General features: G+C 61.7%; 15 protein-coding genes. 5 read left to right on the forward strand and 10 right to left on the reverse strand.

The features are described 5' to 3' along the window. Position 1 precedes the first annotated feature (1 nt). Entirely contained in the window at positions 2-583 is a 582-nt protein-coding gene (locus EB809_RS15955; RefSeq protein ID WP_123635829.1) for a sigma-E factor negative regulatory protein, read from the reverse strand. 49 nt (positions 584-632) lie between these two features. After that, on the reverse strand, positions 633-1,370 hold the full coding sequence (gene rpoE, locus EB809_RS15960) for an RNA polymerase sigma factor RpoE (RefSeq protein WP_223808001.1): 738 nt from the start codon (positions 1,368-1,370) through the stop codon (positions 633-635). A gap of 139 nt (positions 1,371-1,509) precedes the next feature. Between rpoE and nadB the strand changes: the two genes are divergently transcribed. From nadB to EB809_RS15985, 5 genes are all read left to right on the forward strand, one after another. Continuing rightward, positions 1,510-3,114: an L-aspartate oxidase gene (gene nadB, locus EB809_RS15965; protein WP_190294933.1), complete on the forward strand. Its 1,605-nt coding sequence runs from the start codon at positions 1,510-1,512 to the stop codon at positions 3,112-3,114. A 36-nt stretch (positions 3,115-3,150) separates the two neighbouring features. Next, positions 3,151-3,405, forward strand: coding sequence for a succinate dehydrogenase assembly factor 2 (locus tag EB809_RS15970; protein ID WP_123635831.1), 255 nt, complete (start codon positions 3,151-3,153; stop codon positions 3,403-3,405). A 1-nt stretch (position 3,406) separates the two neighbouring features. Beyond that, on the forward strand, positions 3,407-3,859 hold the full coding sequence (locus EB809_RS15975; RefSeq protein ID WP_123635832.1) for a hypothetical protein: 453 nt from the start codon (positions 3,407-3,409) through the stop codon (positions 3,857-3,859). A gap of 12 nt (positions 3,860-3,871) precedes the next feature. Continuing rightward, positions 3,872-4,834 carry a YgfZ/GcvT domain-containing protein gene (locus EB809_RS15980; protein WP_123635833.1) on the forward strand — a complete coding sequence of 321 codons (963 nt, stop codon included), beginning with the start codon at positions 3,872-3,874 and terminating at the stop codon, positions 4,832-4,834. 141 nt (positions 4,835-4,975) lie between these two features. Continuing rightward, complete coding sequence (locus tag EB809_RS15985; RefSeq protein ID WP_123635834.1) at positions 4,976-5,809, forward strand: HDOD domain-containing protein; 834 nt, start codon at positions 4,976-4,978, stop codon at positions 5,807-5,809. Positions 5,810-5,846: 37 nt separating this feature from the next. Here the strand turns inward: EB809_RS15985 and ung are convergent, their stop codons facing one another. The 8 genes from ung to xerD all read right to left on the reverse strand — a co-directional run bounded on the left by ung (position 5,847) and on the right by xerD (position 15,811). Continuing rightward, entirely contained in the window at positions 5,847-6,587 is a 741-nt protein-coding gene (ung, locus tag EB809_RS15990) for a uracil-DNA glycosylase (protein ID WP_123635835.1), read from the reverse strand. Positions 6,588-6,591: 4 nt separating this feature from the next. Then, entirely contained in the window at positions 6,592-8,103 is a 1,512-nt protein-coding gene (lysS, locus tag EB809_RS15995) for a lysine--tRNA ligase (protein ID WP_123635836.1), read from the reverse strand. A 64-nt stretch (positions 8,104-8,167) separates the two neighbouring features. After that, positions 8,168-9,263, reverse strand: a protein-coding gene (prfB, locus tag EB809_RS16000; RefSeq protein WP_123635837.1) for a peptide chain release factor 2 whose coding sequence is annotated in 2 segments (ribosomal slippage) — positions 8,168-9,199 and positions 9,201-9,263 — 1,095 coding nt in all. Because the reading frame shifts where the segments join, the coding sequence is not laid out codon by codon here. A 66-nt stretch (positions 9,264-9,329) separates the two neighbouring features. After that, positions 9,330-11,081, reverse strand: coding sequence for a single-stranded-DNA-specific exonuclease RecJ (recJ, locus tag EB809_RS16005; protein WP_123635838.1), 1,752 nt, complete (start codon positions 11,079-11,081; stop codon positions 9,330-9,332). A gap of 54 nt (positions 11,082-11,135) precedes the next feature. After that, entirely contained in the window at positions 11,136-12,536 is a 1,401-nt protein-coding gene (gene thrC / locus EB809_RS16010) for a threonine synthase (RefSeq protein WP_123635839.1), read from the reverse strand. Positions 12,537-12,605: 69 nt separating this feature from the next. After that, positions 12,606-13,907 (reverse strand): homoserine dehydrogenase, encoded by a 1,302-nt coding sequence (locus EB809_RS16015; RefSeq protein WP_123635840.1) that lies wholly within the window; start codon positions 13,905-13,907, stop codon positions 12,606-12,608. Positions 13,908-14,045: 138 nt separating this feature from the next. After that, positions 14,046-14,813, reverse strand: a complete 768-nt coding sequence (locus EB809_RS16020) for a DsbC family protein (RefSeq protein WP_123635841.1) — start codon at positions 14,811-14,813, stop codon at positions 14,046-14,048. A gap of 86 nt (positions 14,814-14,899) precedes the next feature. After that, positions 14,900-15,811, reverse strand: coding sequence for a site-specific tyrosine recombinase XerD (gene xerD, locus EB809_RS16025; protein WP_123635842.1), 912 nt, complete (start codon positions 15,809-15,811; stop codon positions 14,900-14,902). Positions 15,812-15,814: the final 3 nt, after the last annotated feature.

Consider the following 15,814-nt stretch of genomic DNA (forward strand, 5'->3'; position numbering starts at 1 on the left):
ATCAGCGCAGGCCGGTCGACACGCTGGCCACCCGGGCATAACCCATCGAGCCGTACCCCATGCCCACACTGTTATGCTGGGCGTGTTCAAGCAGATAGCGGCTCATTTGCTCCCGCTGTTCGTCATCCAACCCCTGCAGGGCAATTTCAGGCACGCGGGGCGTATCCTGGGCGTCATCGTCGTCATTGCCGTCCAGACCCAGACCCGCTGTCAGGGCACCGGCACCGGTCTCATCGGAAATGCCCCAGTGAGCCCCCGCGCCAAAGCCGACCAGCAGGGCCATGGACACCGCGGCCACCGCCGACCAGCGCAGGGAGCGCCGTGACGGGTTGGTCGCCTTCGCATCGGCGTCTCGTTCAGGCAATTCGGCATTGGCATCGATAGCGTCGCGAACTGCGCTGCTGACATCCACCGTGGCCAGGTCACGACGCTCGTCATGCATCAGATTGCGCAGTTGCTGCCATCTCTGCCACTGCTCCCGGATTTCCGGTTCACCGGCACGAGACAACAGACGATGCACAGCCAGTTCGTCGGCCTGATCATCCATCATGGCTGACAGCGTCTCTCTCAGACGATCATCCATTGCGCATGCACCTCAAAATCAACAACACCGTTTTAAATTCTGTAGACACTCAGTCTGCACTCAACATCGGGGCCAGCTCGCGGTCCACGGCATCCCGTGCTCTGAATATCCGCGAGCGTACCGTTCCGATCGGGCATTCCAGGATCCGGGCGATGTCTTCATAGCTCAGACCCTCGTATTCCCGCAACAACAGGGCCGAACGCAACTCTTCCGGTAAACCGCTGATCGCGCGCTGCATGGCTTCATACATTTCCTCGCGCTGCATCAGTTTCTCCGGGGTGGCCACATCGCGCAACCAATCACCGGAATCGAGCCGTTCGGCTTCCTCGGCCTCCATGCTGCCACGCGGGCGCCGCCCGCGGGATTCCAGGAAATTCTTGGCGGTATTCACCGCAATCCGGTAAAGCCAGGTATAGAAGGCGCTGTCACCGCGGAAGCGTTCCACCGCGCGGTAGGCCTTGACGAATGTTTCCTGCGTGAGATCCAGAATGTCCTGGGAGTCGTTGGTATAGCGGCTGATAATGGATGCCACGCGGGACTGGTACTTCAGCACCAGAAGATCGAACGCAGACCGGTCACCCCGCTTGACGCGCTGGATGAGCTGTTTGTCGGTCTGACTTTCAGAGGGAGACTGTGGCGTGCTCTCTGTCACCGGTTTCTTCGCCGTTTGGCCGCCTGCATTCGGGCGCTCTGGCAGGGAGGTTACCGTGGCTTTCTCCGGGGTGCCCTCCCCCGAACTCGTACGGCAGTCCCGCAGGGCCGAAGTTGGCAATCTGGATAACGTCATGCTGCAGTCCCATTCGCACTTGACTTGAAGGCTCTCTGCCAACCCTGACTTGTGGCAGGTAAGCCCGTGTGGCCAAATAGACAGCAGCCGTAAAGTTTAGTTCAATAGCGCCCTCATTATGGCCCGCGATACCGAACAGATGCCACAGTCCCACCAATATGATGTGCTGATTATCGGCAGTGGTGCCGCCGGCTTGAGTGTCGCACTCAACCTGCCCGCCCATATGAAAGCCGCCGTCATCAGCAAAGGCGAACTGACCAGTGGCTCCACGCTGTGGGCCCAGGGCGGTATCGCCGCCGTCCTGGATTCAGAGGACAGCGTCGAGGCACACATCCGGGACACGCTGAACGCCGGCGCCGGCCTGTGCCATGAAGACGCCGTGCGCTTCACGGTCGAACACAGCCGCGAAAGCATCGAGTGGCTGATCGACAAGGGTGTTGATTTTACACGGGATGACGACCAGAAGTACCACCTCACCCGTGAAGGCGGTCACAGTCATCGCCGTATTATCCATGCCGCCGATGCCACCGGTCAGGCCGTTTCCCACACGCTCAGCGACCGGGTTCGCCAGTGTGCCAACGTGGAAATCCTGGAGAATCGGGTCGCCGTCGACCTGATCACCCATCGTAAGCTGTCCCTGCCCGGTAACCGCTGTGTGGGCGCCTACGTGCTCAATCTTGACGACAGTCATGTCGAGTTGTTCCGCGCACGCTTTGTGGTGATCGCTACCGGCGGCGCCAGCAAGGCCTACCGTTATACCAGCAATCCCGACGGGGCCTCCGGCGACGGCATCGCCATGGCCTGGCGAGCCGGCTGCCGCACGGCCAACATGGAATTCAACCAGTTCCACCCGACCTGCCTTTACCACCCGCACGCCAAGTCGTTCCTGATTACCGAGGCGGTGCGTGGCGAGGGCGGCCGCCTGCTGCTGCCCGATGGATCCAGCTTCATGGAACATTTCGACGAGCGCGGCGAACTGGCCCCGCGGGACATCGTGGCCCGGGCGATCGACCATGAAATGAAGCGGATCGGTGCCGATCATCTCTACCTGGACATCAGCCATAAGCCGGCTGATTTCGTGAAGACCCACTTCCCGACCATCTACGAACGCTGCCTGGCGTTCGGGATCGACATGACCCGGGAGCCGATACCGGTGGTACCGGCGGCCCACTACACGTGTGGCGGCGTGATGACCGACCACCGGGCACGCACCGACGTCAACCAGCTCTACGTGGTCGGCGAAGCCGCCTTTACCGGCCTGCACGGCGCCAATCGCATGGCCAGCAACTCGCTGCTGGAATGCCTGGTGTACGGCCGTTCTGCCGCCGAAGACATCGCCCGGCTGGACAACGACATTCCCGATCCGCCGCAGGCACCGGCCTGGGATGAGTCCCAGGTCCGCGACTCGGATGAAGACGTCGTGATCTCGCACAACTGGGATGAGCTGCGTCATTTCATGTGGGACTACGTCGGCATCGTGCGCACCACCAAGCGCCTGCAGCGGGCCAAGCACCGGGTCGATTTGCTGTCCCGGGAGATCGGCGAGTTCTACAACAACTACCGGGTCTCCAACGACCTGCTGGAACTGCGCAACCTGGTCACTGTGTCCGACCTGATCATCTGTTCGGCCATGCAACGCCGGGAAAGCCGCGGCCTGCACTACACTCTCGATTTTCCCGGAGTGCTGCACGAAGCGCGGGACACTATCCTGACGCCTACCACTTTTCGTTCCCGTGCGCCCTAGCGCCCGGAACCTGTTTTCACCCTGAGGTCGTTTTGTATGGATCGTAATGTCGAATTCAAGCGTCTTTACTGGCACAGCCGACGCGGCATGCTGGAGCTGGATGTTCTGCTGATCCCTTTCCTGGAACAGGTCTACCCAGACCTCCCGCAAGCCGATAAGGCGCGCTACCAGAAGCTGATCGACTGCGAGGATACCCAGATCTACCAGTGGTTCATGCAGCGCGAACGCCCGGAAGACCCGGATCTGCAGGTTATCGTGGATATGATCCTGGATCGTGTACAGCCGGATTGACTTGCCGCTGCAACGCTCCCTGCCGCTGGCAGCCCTGCTGGCACTGTGCTGGGCATTACCCGCCGGTCTTGCCCTGACGCTGACCACCGGCCTGCCGGCCGGCCACTTGATGGCATCGGTGGTGTTCGCAGGGATTGGCTGGCGCAGTGTGCGGCGTCTTGCCCTTCTGGAAAGCCAACAGGCGGTTACGGGATTGAGCCTGAGACGGCAGCAGTTGTCGGTCCGCACGGCCGAAGGTGGAGAGATCCCCGTCACCGTCGCTGCCAACAGCCGATTAACAAGCCGTGTTGCACTCTTGAAACTGCGGCCCGAGGCCTCCACCTTGAAGGAACACACAGTCCTGCTGGTGAATCTGCCGTTCTGCACGAACGTCGATCCGGACGCCTTTCGGCGTTTGCGAGTGTGGCTTCGTTTTGCCGGCAGTCCATCGCCCTCTTCGAATCAACCGGTCTGACAGGAGTAGCGCATGTCCGATTCCGCCGCGCCGCAAGTCGCTTCCGCCCAACGCCCGAGTCATGCGTTTGCCAATCTGGACAATGTCCAGCTCTATCGGGTGGGCGGCAAGGATCCCCGCAAATTCCTGCACGGCCAGCTCAGCCAGCATATGGATGAGGTCACCGAAACCCGCGCACGCCGAGCGGCCGCCTGCACCCCGAAAGGCCGGGCCTATGCCGTATCACTGCTGGTCGGCGAGCAAGACGCCATCCTGTTGCGTCTGCCCAAGGCCATTGAAGAGCGCATCACCAGCCAACTGAAAAAATTCCTGATGCTGTTCCGCGGCACGGAGATGACCAGTCTCGACAGCGCCCGGGTATTTGGCCTGTGGGGCCTCGAGGCGGCACGTAGCCTGTCGGCCGATGCCGATACCCTCGACACGACCGGTGACGCGCTGACACTGGAAGACGGCAAACTGATCCGGGTTCAGGACACCACCGAAGGCGTCCCCCGTTACGAATTCTGGCGCCTCAGTGGCGACCGCCTGCCGGAGGCCCCGACCGCCACCCCGGCGGATTGGGCGGCTGCCGAGATCAGCGCCGGCCTGGCCGAACTCGACAGCGACAGCAGTGAGGCCTATGTCCCCCAGATGCTGAACCTGCAACACGTCGATGGCATTCACTTCAAGAAAGGCTGCTACACCGGCCAGGAAGTTATCGCGCGCATGCACTACCTGGGGCAGCTCAAGAAGAGCCTGTTCCGCCTGGCGGTCTCTGCCGACCAAATCTTGCACCCGGGCATGTCGGTGATCGCCGGTGACAAGGCCGTTGGCGAACTGGTCAACGTGGTCAGCTTCGACGACGGTCGGCAGGAAGCGCTCGCCGTGATCAAGCACGCCGCCCTGGACGCGCAGCCCTGGACAATTGACGGGGTGAAGGGCGAAGTTTCACGCCTGGACCTGCCCTACCCGGTGCCGGAACAGGAAAAGGCCTGACGCAAACCCGAGGACCAACAACCGGCCGTTGCGTCGCCCTTGCAGATACGTTTTGTGACGGCTGCGGCTGGATTTATTTGCTATAACTGCACATTAAGCCCTGTTTTTCATGCCAGTCACCGATGGATGGAACATCTCACTATGGCGACGATTTCGGAAACCCTTAAAGACGATCTGACCGCGGCGATCGAGAGCGACAAGCTGGTCCTGCCGACCCTGCCCGAAGTGGCCCTCCAGGTCCGGGAAATCGCAGAGGCAGAGGACTCTTCCATACAGGACCTGGTCAAGGTCATCAGTAACGACACCGCCCTCTCGGCCCGCCTGATCCGGGTCTGCAACAGCCCGCTGTTCCGGGGTTCCCGGCAGATCGAAAACCTGACCATGGCGGTCAGCCGTCTGGGCATGGCCTACACCAGCAACCTGGCCATGGGTCTGGCGATGGAACAGATGTTCCAGGCCACTTCCGACATGATCGACAAGCGCCTGCGGGCCACCTGGCAAACCAGTACCGAAGTGGCCGGCATCTGCCATGTCCTGGCCCAGCACTACACGCGCCTCAAGCCGGACCAGGCGACTCTGGCTGGCCTGGTACACCTGATCGGCGTGCTGCCGATCCTGCGTTATGTGGAAGACAACGAAGTTCAGATCAGCAGCATCATGCTGGACAAGGTCATTGAAGAATTGCACGCCGATATCGGCCAGCGCATTCTCAAGAAGTGGGATTTCCCGACGGAACTCCAGACCGTCCCGGCCGATTTCACCGACTTCCAGCGTGTCGTACCCAAGGCCGATTACGCCGATCTGGTGATGATCGCCAACCTGCAGCTGGTCGCCGGCACCGAGCACCCGTTCACGGAGCTGGACTGGAACACCATTCCCGCGTTCGAGCGGCTGGGCCTGGACCCGAACATCGATATGAGCCAGGAAGAAGACCTGAACGCCGAAATGGAAGCGGCGATGGCGCTGCTCCAGTAAACGGGTACAGACGCCAAACGCAAAAAAGGCCGGTGATTCACCGGCCTTTTTTGTATCGCGCGATCAGCTCTTCCTGATTGGGCAAGCCCCAGTCGATGGGCGCCCGCCCCTTTTCCACCAGCCACTCGTTGGTCTGACGGAAATGACCGCAACCAAAGAAGCCCCGATGCGCGCTCAGTGGAGACGGATGCGGCCCCTGCAGGACGAGGTGCCGGTTCCGATCGATGATCCGCCCCTTCTTCTGGGCATAGCTGCCCCAAAGCAGAAACACCACGCCTTCACGCTCGGCATTGATGTGCTCGATCACGCGGTCGGTGAAGTGCTCCCAGCCCTTGCCCTGATGGGCGCCCGCCTGGCCCTGCACCACGGTCAGTACGGCATTGAGCAACAACACCCCCTGATCGGCCCAGGGCTGCAAACAGCCGTGATCCGGTGGATCGATGCCCAGTTCCGCCTGGATTTCCTTGAAAATATTGACCAGTGACGGCGGCGTTTTGACGCCCGGTCGCACACTGAAGCACAGACCATGGGCCTGCCCCAGACCGTGATAGGGATCCTGCCCGAGAATGACCACCGACACCTTGTCGAAAGGGGTCGAATTCAGTGCGTTGAAACAATGCTGACGGGCTGGAAACAGCGTCTTGCCCGCCTGCTCTTCCTGGGCCAGGAAATCAGCCAGCGTTTGCAGGTACGGCTGCTCGAACTCGTTACCGAGACGTTCGAGCCAGCCGCGATCGGGCTTGAGCTGCTGCCGCAGGGCTTCGGCCGCCGGATGCATGGACTCAGGCCTTTTCCGGACGCATCGCCGGGAACAGAATCACGTCCCGAATGGACGGCGAATCGGTCAGCAGCATGGTCAGCCGGTCGATGCCAATCCCTTCGCCCGCCGTCGGCGGCAGGCCGTATTCCAGGGCGGCGACGTAATCCTCGTCGTAGAACATGGCTTCGTCGTCGCCAGCCTCTTTCTCCGCCACCTGTTCACGGAAACGCTCGGCCTGGTCCTCGGCGTCGTTCAACTCCGAGAAGCCGTTGGCGATCTCGCGACCACCGACGAAGAACTCGAAACGCTCGGTGACGAACGGGTTGGCATCCTTGCGGCGGGCCAGTGGAGACACTTCCGTCGGGTACTCGGTGATGAACGTGGGCTGCATCAGGCGATGCTCGACGGTCTTCTCGAAGATCTCGATCTGGACCTTGCCGAGCCCCCAACCTTCCTTCAGTGGAATACCCATGTCCGACGCGATGCGCCGGGCCGCGTCGGCATCCGCCAGGTCTTCGGCCTTGATGTCCGGATTAAACCGCAGGATGGAATCGAACACGGTCAGGCGCTCGAAAGGCTTGCCGAAATCGTATTCCACGGTTTCGGTCTCGCCGTCGGCCAGCAGCCGGGTGTTGGTGACGGTCGTGGTCTGGAGGACTTTCTCAGTCGCTTGCCGCAGCATGGCCTCGGTGTGATCCATCAGGTCGTTATAGTCCGCGTACGCCTGGTAGAACTCCAGCATGGTGAACTCGGGGTTGTGCCGGGTCGAGAGCCCCTCGTTACGGAAGTTGCGATTGATCTCGAACACCCGCTCGAAACCGCCCACCACCAGGCGCTTGAGATAGAGTTCAGGTGCAATGCGCAGGTACATATCCATGCCCAGCGCATTGTGATGGGTAATGAACGGACGCGCGGTGGCACCACCGGGAATGGCCTGCAGCATCGGCGTTTCCACCTCGATGAAGTCACGCTCGGCGAAGTAGTTGCGGATGCTGTTGATGATCTTCGAGCGGGCCTCGAACACGCGGCGCGAATCCTCGTTGACCATCAGGTCGACGTAGCGCTGGCGATAGCGCATCTCGGTGTCGGTCAGGCCCTTGTGCTTTTCAGGCAGCGGGCGCAGGGACTTGGTGAGCAGCTTGTACTCATCCATCATCACGTACAGATCGCCCTTGCCGGATTTGCACAGTTTGCCGCGAACCCCGATGACATCGCCCAGATCCCAGTGTTTGGTGTCCTTCTGCACGTCCTTGGAGGCGTAGACCTGAATCCGGCCACTCACATCCTGGACCACCTTGAACGCCTTGCGATCAAGCATCAGGCGGCCTGCGATGGCCACTTCCAGACCCAGCTCTTCCAGCTCTTCCTTCGATTTATCGCCGTAGGCCTTCTGCAATTCCGCCGCCGTGCTGTCACGTCGGAAATCGTTGGGGAAGGCGTTGCCCTGCTCGCGCAATTCGGCCAGCTTGGCACGACGCTCGGCAATGAGCTTGTTGTCGTCCTGCGTTACGGCGTTGGGGGTCTGGTCGGTCATGATCTCTCGCTAGCGTGTTCAGGCCCGGCGGATGACGCCGCCGGGACCGCGGTTGGTTTGCAGTTTAAAGGGCCATTTTCAGGCTGGCTTCGATGAATTTGTCGATGTCACCGTCCAGCACGGCCTGGGTGTTGCTGGTTTCCACCTTGGTGCGCAGGTCCTTGACCCGGCTGTCGTCGAGGACGTAGGAGCGAATCTGGCTGCCCCAGCCGATGTCGGACTTGGCGTCTTCCTGCTTCTGCTTCTCGGCGTTGCGCTTCTGCATTTCCAGCTCGAACAGTTTGGCCTTGAGCTGTTTCATGGCCTGGTCTTTGTTCTGGTGCTGGGAACGGCCGGCCTGACAGGCCACCACCGTATTGGTCGGCAAGTGCGTCAGACGAACCGCGGACTCGGTCCGGTTAACGTGCTGACCACCGGCCCCGGAGGCGCGGTAGACGTCGACCCGCAGATCCGCCGGATTGATCTCGATCTCGAAGCTGTCGTCCACTTCCGGCGATACGAAGACCGAGGAGAACGACGTGTGACGGCGATTGCCGGAGTCGAACGGGGACTTGCGCACCAGGCGATGCACGCCGGTTTCCGTCCGCAGCCAGCCGTACGCGTACTCGCCCTGGATGTGGATGGTGGCACTCTTGATACCGGCCACTTCCCCTTCCTGCAGCTCGACGATGTCCGCCTTGAACCCCCGGCGCTCGGCCCAGCGCAGGAACATGCGCAGCAGCATGTTGGCCCAGTCCTGGGCTTCCGTACCGCCGGAGCCGGCCTGGATGTCCAGGTAGGCGTTGTTCTCGTCCATCTCGCCGGAAAACATGCGGCGGAATTCGAGCTTTTCCAGGTCTTTGTCCAGCTCCGCCAGATCCGCCTGGACATCGGCACCCGCCTGCTCGTCCTCTTCCTCGGCGGCCATCTGGATCAGATCCTCGGCATCGGCCAGCCCGGTGGTGAGCTTGTCGATCGTCGTGACGATCAGCTCCAGGTTGGCGCGCTCCTTGCCCAGGTTCTGGGCCCGTTCCGGATCCTCCCACACAGCGGGGTTCTCCAGTTCGCGCTCTACTTCGACCAGTCGTTCACTCCGCTGATCGTAGTCAAAGATACCCCCTAAGCGCTTCAGTGCGCTCCCGGAGATCCTTGATGGTATTCAGTATCGGATTGATTTCCATGTAGCATCCATTTGACGAAAAGAATAAATCGGATACATGGCCGGAGGCTCCGGCCAGCCGGGCATTTTACCGGACTTCCGCCGCGAAATCAGCCGGCTCGATGTAGTCCACCAGCAGCTGCAGCTGTGTGCGCCCGCGGAAGGTGTTGGCGTCCGGCTTGTAGACGATGCGGGCGCCGGTTCGGGTGAAGTCGGGCACGTCGGCGCCGGTATTGAACGCAATGCCGTCGATCACATCGCCACCGCCCTGGGGACGCAGCACCATCTTGAGATGCTTCTCGCCCACAATCCGCTGGTTGATGACTTCAAACTCACCATCGAATGCCGGCTCCGGGAAATGCTGCCCCCACGGCCCCGAGCGTTTCAGCGTGTAGGCCGTATCCAGGTTCAGCTCATGCGGCGCCAGCGTGCCGTCGGTGGTGATCGACGCCTCCAGCGCGTCGGCCGTGATGGCTTCGCGAACCACCCCGTCAAACGCCGCCGAGAAAGCATCCAACTGGTCGGCGCCAATCGACATACCGGCCGCCATGGCATGGCCACCAAACTTTTTCAGCAGGCCCGGATGGCGGGCGTCCACCGCCGCCAGCACATCGCGGATGTGCAAGCCGGGGATCGAGCGCGCCGATCCTTTCAGTAACTCGCCGCCGTCATCCGGGGCAAAGGCAATCACCGGTCGATGGGTCTGCTCGCGGATGCGCGCGGCCAGGATACCGATGACACCCTGGTGCCAGTCCGGATCGTACAGCGCCAGCCCCCAGGGCAGACCGTCGATGTCCAGCGAGAGCGATGCCAGCAGCTCTTGGGCCTGCTCTTTCATGCCGGACTCGATAGTGCGGCGCTCACGGTTCATCTGGTCGAGTTCGGTGGCCAGGCGACGCGCTTCGTCCCGGGAGTCCGCCAGCAGGCAGGCGATGCCCAGGCTCATATCATCCAGCCGGCCTGCCGCATTCAGCCGAGGGCCCACCACGAAGCCCAGATCCGTCGCGCTGATCTGGGTATGATCCCGGCCCGCCACATCTAGCAACGCCAGGATACCAGGCCGTGCTTCGCCCTGGCGGATCCGGCGCAGTCCCTGCTCGACGAAAATACGGTTGTTGTGGTCCAGCGGTACCACGTCAGCGACCGTGCCAAGGGCGACCAGATCCAGCAGACACCCCAGGTTCGGCCCCTTGCCTTCAAGCATGCCCTGTTCCGCCAGATGACGCCGCAAGGCGGTCAGCACATAGAACATGACGCCAACGCCGGCGGCGTTCTTGCTCAGGAAAGGACAGCCCTTCTGGTTAGGGTTGACGATGGCATCCGCATTCGGCAGTTCGTCGCCGGGCAAGTGGTGATCGGTGACCACCACCCGGGTGCCCCGCTGCACGGCTGCCGCCACGCCATCGACCGCCGCGATGCCGTTGTCTACGGTAATCAACAGATCCGGCAGTGCGCCCTCTTCTTCCAGGCGCTCGATAATGCCCGGCGTCAGGCCATACCCGTCGGAAAACCGGCTGGGCACCCGAAAATCCAGGGAAACGGCGCCCATCATCTGGAGTCCCAGCATGGCGACCGTCGTACTGGTGGCGCCATCCGCGTCGAAATCCCCCAGGATCAGGATGCGCTGTTTTTCCCGAATGGCCTCGGCAATCAGCGTGACCGCCCGACCGATGCCGCGCAGGTCAAACGGCGACGCCAGCTCCCGCAGGGTGTAGCTCAACTCGGCTTCGGACCGGACTCCGCGCGCCATATAGAGTCGCTTGAGCAGGGGTGGCAGGGCATGGCCCCAGTCGGCTGGCTGGTCCGGCAGGGGACGCCGGACGATTTTGCGTGGCGTCATAATGTTTTTTCAGACAGTTGAATGCAATGCGGCCCCGACGGGGCCGCACAACGATCAGGCGTGTTTCCAGTGGGAAGCGATGAAGCTCTGGACGGCGCCCAGGTCATCCTCCAGTACGGTGTAACGCTCCTCCCGATCGAACAGATCCGCGAGATGCTGGGGCAACTCGGGTGTCACCCCTACGCCCGATTGTTTGACCGCGTCCGGGAATTTGGCCGGATGCGCGGTTCCCAGCGTGATCATCGGCACGGCAGGATCGCGCCGGCAAGTCCGGGCGGCCTTCACGCCGATCGCTGTGTGCGGATCCAGCAGGTATTCGTTGGTCTCGAAGACGTCGCGGATGGTATCGCAGGTGCCGGTATCGTCCACGGCGGCACTGTCGAACAGCTTGCGCGCGTTCTTCCAGCGGTAATCCTCGATGCTGACCGGCCCTTGCTGGGACCGCTCCAGCAGGTCACGCACCGCATCCCCGTCACGACCGTGCAGATCGAACAGCAGTCGCTCGAAGTTGCTGGAGACCATGATGTCCATACTGGGCGACAGGGTGTGCTCCAGCTGCTGCTGTTCATAGCGGTTGCCGCTCATGAACCGGTGCAGGATGTCGTTCTGGTTGGTCGCGATCACCAGCTGGCTGATCGGCAGCCCCATCTCACGCGCCAGATAGCCGGCAAAGATATCGCCGAAGTTACCGGTGGGCACCGAGAACGCCATGCTGCGATCCGGACCGCCCAGCGCCAGCGACGCCTGAAAGTAGTAGACGATCTGGGCCATAATCCGCGCCCAGTTGATCGAGTTGACCGCCACCAGCTGGGTCTTGCCATTGAGGAAAGACTGGTCGCCAAAGCTGGCCTTGACCATGCGCTGGCAGTCGTCGAAGTTGCCTTTCACCGCGAGGTTGTGGATGTTGTCGCCCTGCACGGTCGTCATCTGGCGACGCTGCACTTCGGACACCCGCTGATAAGGGTGAAGGATGAAGATGTCCACGTGCTCGCAACGGCGACAGCCCTCAATGGCCGCAGAACCGGTATCGCCGGATGTAGCGCCCATAATGACCACGTGCTGCTTGCGCTTTTCCAGCACATAATCCAGCAAGCGGCCCAGCAGCTGCAGGGCAAAATCCTTGAACGCCAGGGTCGGACCGCGGAACAGCTCCATCACCCATTCATTGCTGTCCAGTTGCACCAGCGGCGCGACCGCCTTGTGGGCGAACTGGCTGTAGGTGTCGTCGAGCATCGCCCGGAAATCGTCTGCGGGAATGGCCTCCTCAACGAACGGGAACATCACCTTGAAGGCCAGTTCGCTGTACGACAGCCCCCGCCAACTGCGGATTTCTTCCAGGCTGAACTTGGGCAGGGACTCCGGCACGTAGAGGCCACCATCGGTGGCCAGACCGGTCAGCAGAACATCTTCAAACCCCAGGGAAGGCGCGCTACCGCGCGTACTGATATATCTCACGATCAAATCCTGTCTGGGGTGGCGGCGCCCGGCCGGCCACCCGGATTACCAATGGACAGCAGCGCTGTCTCAGTTGAAGTTTTCAGCCCGGATACGAACCACTTTTTCCTGGATGTCGGTCAGGGCTTCCAGCTCTTCAATGGCGCGGTTGATCTGCCGCTCCTGCACCGTGTGGGTGAGGATAATCACCGGAATCTTGCCCTCTTCCAGCTCGGATTCCTTCTGCATGATCGACTCGATGTTGATGCCATGCTCGCTGAGAACGGAAGCGACTTTCGCCAGCACACCCGGGCGGTCGAGCGCCTGGATCCGCAGGTAGTAGGCGGACTGGATATCTTCCATCGGCAGCACGTCGAGGTTTTCCAGGGCGCTGGGCTCGAAGCCCAGGTAAGGCACACGCTGCTGGCTTTCGGCGGCAACGCTGCGGGCCACGTCGACGATATCGGCAATCACCGCCGAGGCGGTGGCTTCGTCGCCGGCACCCGGACCGTAGTACATGGTCTGGCCAACGGCATCGCCGTCGACCAGCACGGCATTCAGAACGCCGTCGACCTGGGCAATCAGGTGGCTCTGGGGCACCAGTGTCGGGTGAACCCGTAATTCGATGCCATTCTCGCGGCGACGGGCGATGCCCAGGTGCTTGATGCGGTAACCCAGCAATTCGGCGTGGGCGATGTCATACGGGGTGATACGGGAAATCCCTTCGGTGTAGGCGCGCTCAAACTGCAGCGGCACACCGAATCCGGCCGAGGCCAGGATGGTAAGCTTGTGCGCCGCGTCGATGCCTTCCACGTCGAAGGTAGGATCGGCTTCGGCGTAGCCTTTGTCCTGAGCTTCGCGCAGGACTTCGTCGAACGCTCGTCCGGCCCGCATCTCGGTCAGGATGTAGTTGCCGGTACCGTTGATGATGCCGGCAATCCAGTCGATGCGGTTCCCGGCCATGCCTTCACGCACCGCCTTGATGACCGGAATACCGCCGGCGACACCGGCTTCATAGGCGACGATCACGCCACGCTTGGCCGCGGCCTCAAAAATCTCGTTGCCGTGGACGGCGATCAGCGCCTTGTTGGCTGTCACCACATGCTTGCCGTTTTCTATGGCGGCGAGAACCAGTTCCCGAGCCACGTCGTAGCCGCCAATCAGCTCAACCACGATGTCGACATCATCCGCTTTGGTGATCTCGAAGATGTCGTTGCTGAAAGGAATGTCGCCCAGGTCAATGTCGTCACGGCGCCTGCGGGACGCCACGCGACTAATTCGAATCGGACTCCCTGCCCGACCGGCAATCAGCTCCGCATTGCGCGTCAGCACGTTGTAAGTACCGCCACCGACGGTTCCCAGTCCGCAGATTCCGACTCTGACCTCTTTCAAGCTTACACCCCTGATCCAGATGAATTGCACAGGGGACCACGACACAAACGCGGTCCCAGCGCGGCAGTTTATAACGATTGGCGCCTGAAAAAAACGCTCGCGGCGTTATCCTGTGATTCCGTCGGGATGGGGCCGGGGTCAGAGGATGCCCAGACCCTTCGCCAGCTGATCGGGCGGAACGTAGCCACGTACCATGCGGCCGTCTTCAAGCACAATGGCGGGGGTTCCGGTCACGCCGACTTCGCCGCCCAGCCGATACTGTTCGAGGACCGGGTTGTCGCAGGTTTTCGAGGGCACGGCATTGCCCGCCTTGGCATCATCCATGGCGGCCTTGGGGTCGTCCGAGCACCAGACCGAAACGTACTTGCGGAACGACGGCGTGTTGGGCCCGGTCCGCGGATACCCCAGGTAATGCACGGCTATCCCCAATTCGTTGAGGCGGGGAACGTCTTTATGCAGCTTGCGGCAGTAAGGGCAGTCGATATCCGTGAACACATAGATATTGGCCTTGGCCTGCCCCTTGGGCGAGAAGTTGATCATCTCGTCCCGATCCACATCGGCGATAAGCTTGGCACGGCTCTGAGCCCGGGACTTCTCCGTTACGTTGTCGAGGCCGCCCTGCTGACTCACGTGATAGAGATCGCCCACGAAGAAATACTGACCGTCTGCGGTCGAGTAGATCATGTCCGGATTGTTCGTGGACACCGCGTAGAAGCCATCAATGTCCGATGGCGCCACACCCTGGACCTGAAGCCCCGGGATAGCGGTTTCAAGACGCTGGGTAATCGCCGCTTCCACATCGCCGGAGGCGGTCTTGTCTGCCGCCAGGGCAACGGGGGCAGTGGCCAGGCCGGCCAGTGCAAACAAGCAGGCCGCCAGAATACGGCCCTGAATAAACTGTCTCATGAAGCCTCTTTAAAGGTCATTGGCACATCGAAGTCGTGGACAACAATACCCGCTGAAAGTTCGGGGCACCAGTCTCGTTTAGACGATCAACCGCGGGGATGATGTTCGCCGTGCAGCTCCTGCAGTCGTTGACGGGCCACGTGGGTATAGATTTGGGTGGTGGAAAGGTCGGCATGCCCCAGTAGCATCTGCACTACCCGCAGATCGGCACCGTGGTTCAGCAAGTGAGTCGCAAACGCATGGCGCAGGGTATGGGGCGAGAGCTTCTTATTAATACCGGCGCGACGGGCGTACAGTTTGATCCGGTGCCAGAAGGTCTGGCGGGTCATGGCCTGGGCGCGATTTCCGGGAAACAGGGCATCGGCCGGCCGCTGCCGCAAGAGCTCGCCCCGCGCTTCCCGCATATAACGGGAGAGCCAGTCGAGCGCCTCCTCCCCCATCGGCACCAGCCGCTCCTTATCCCCCTTACCGGTGATCCGGACCACGCCCTGGCGCAGATTCACCTGGTCCACCGCGAGATTGACCAGTTCGGACACGCGCAATCCGCAACCGTAGAGAATTTCCAGCATCGCACGGTCACGCAGTTCGATCGGTACGGTCGGGTCGGGCTCGGCCAATAGCTGCTCCACATCCTGCTCCGACAGGGTATCCGGCAGACGCTTGGGCTGGTTCGGGCTGTCGATCCGGAGGGTGGGATCTTCAGCGATGACCCCTTCTCGCAACAGGAACCGATAGAAGCGGCGCAGCCCGGACAGGCGACGGGCCGCCGTCGAGGCCCGCGTTCCCGCAGCCATGCCCTCCGAGATCCAGGCCAGCAGGTTGATCCGGCTGGCGTCCCGCAACAACGGCTGGTCCGGCTGCTGATCCAGCCACAGCGACAACCGGGTCAGATCCCCCAGGTAGGCCTCACGGGTCCGCTCCCCCAGACCGAACTCAAGCCAGAGCGCATCATTGAAACGCCGCATCAACGCCTGATTTTCTTCACGACACGTCGTCATGGA

Source organism: Marinobacter sp. R17, from assembly GCF_003789045.1.
Taxonomy (GTDB): domain Bacteria; phylum Pseudomonadota; class Gammaproteobacteria; order Pseudomonadales; family Oleiphilaceae; genus Marinobacter_A; species Marinobacter_A mangrovi.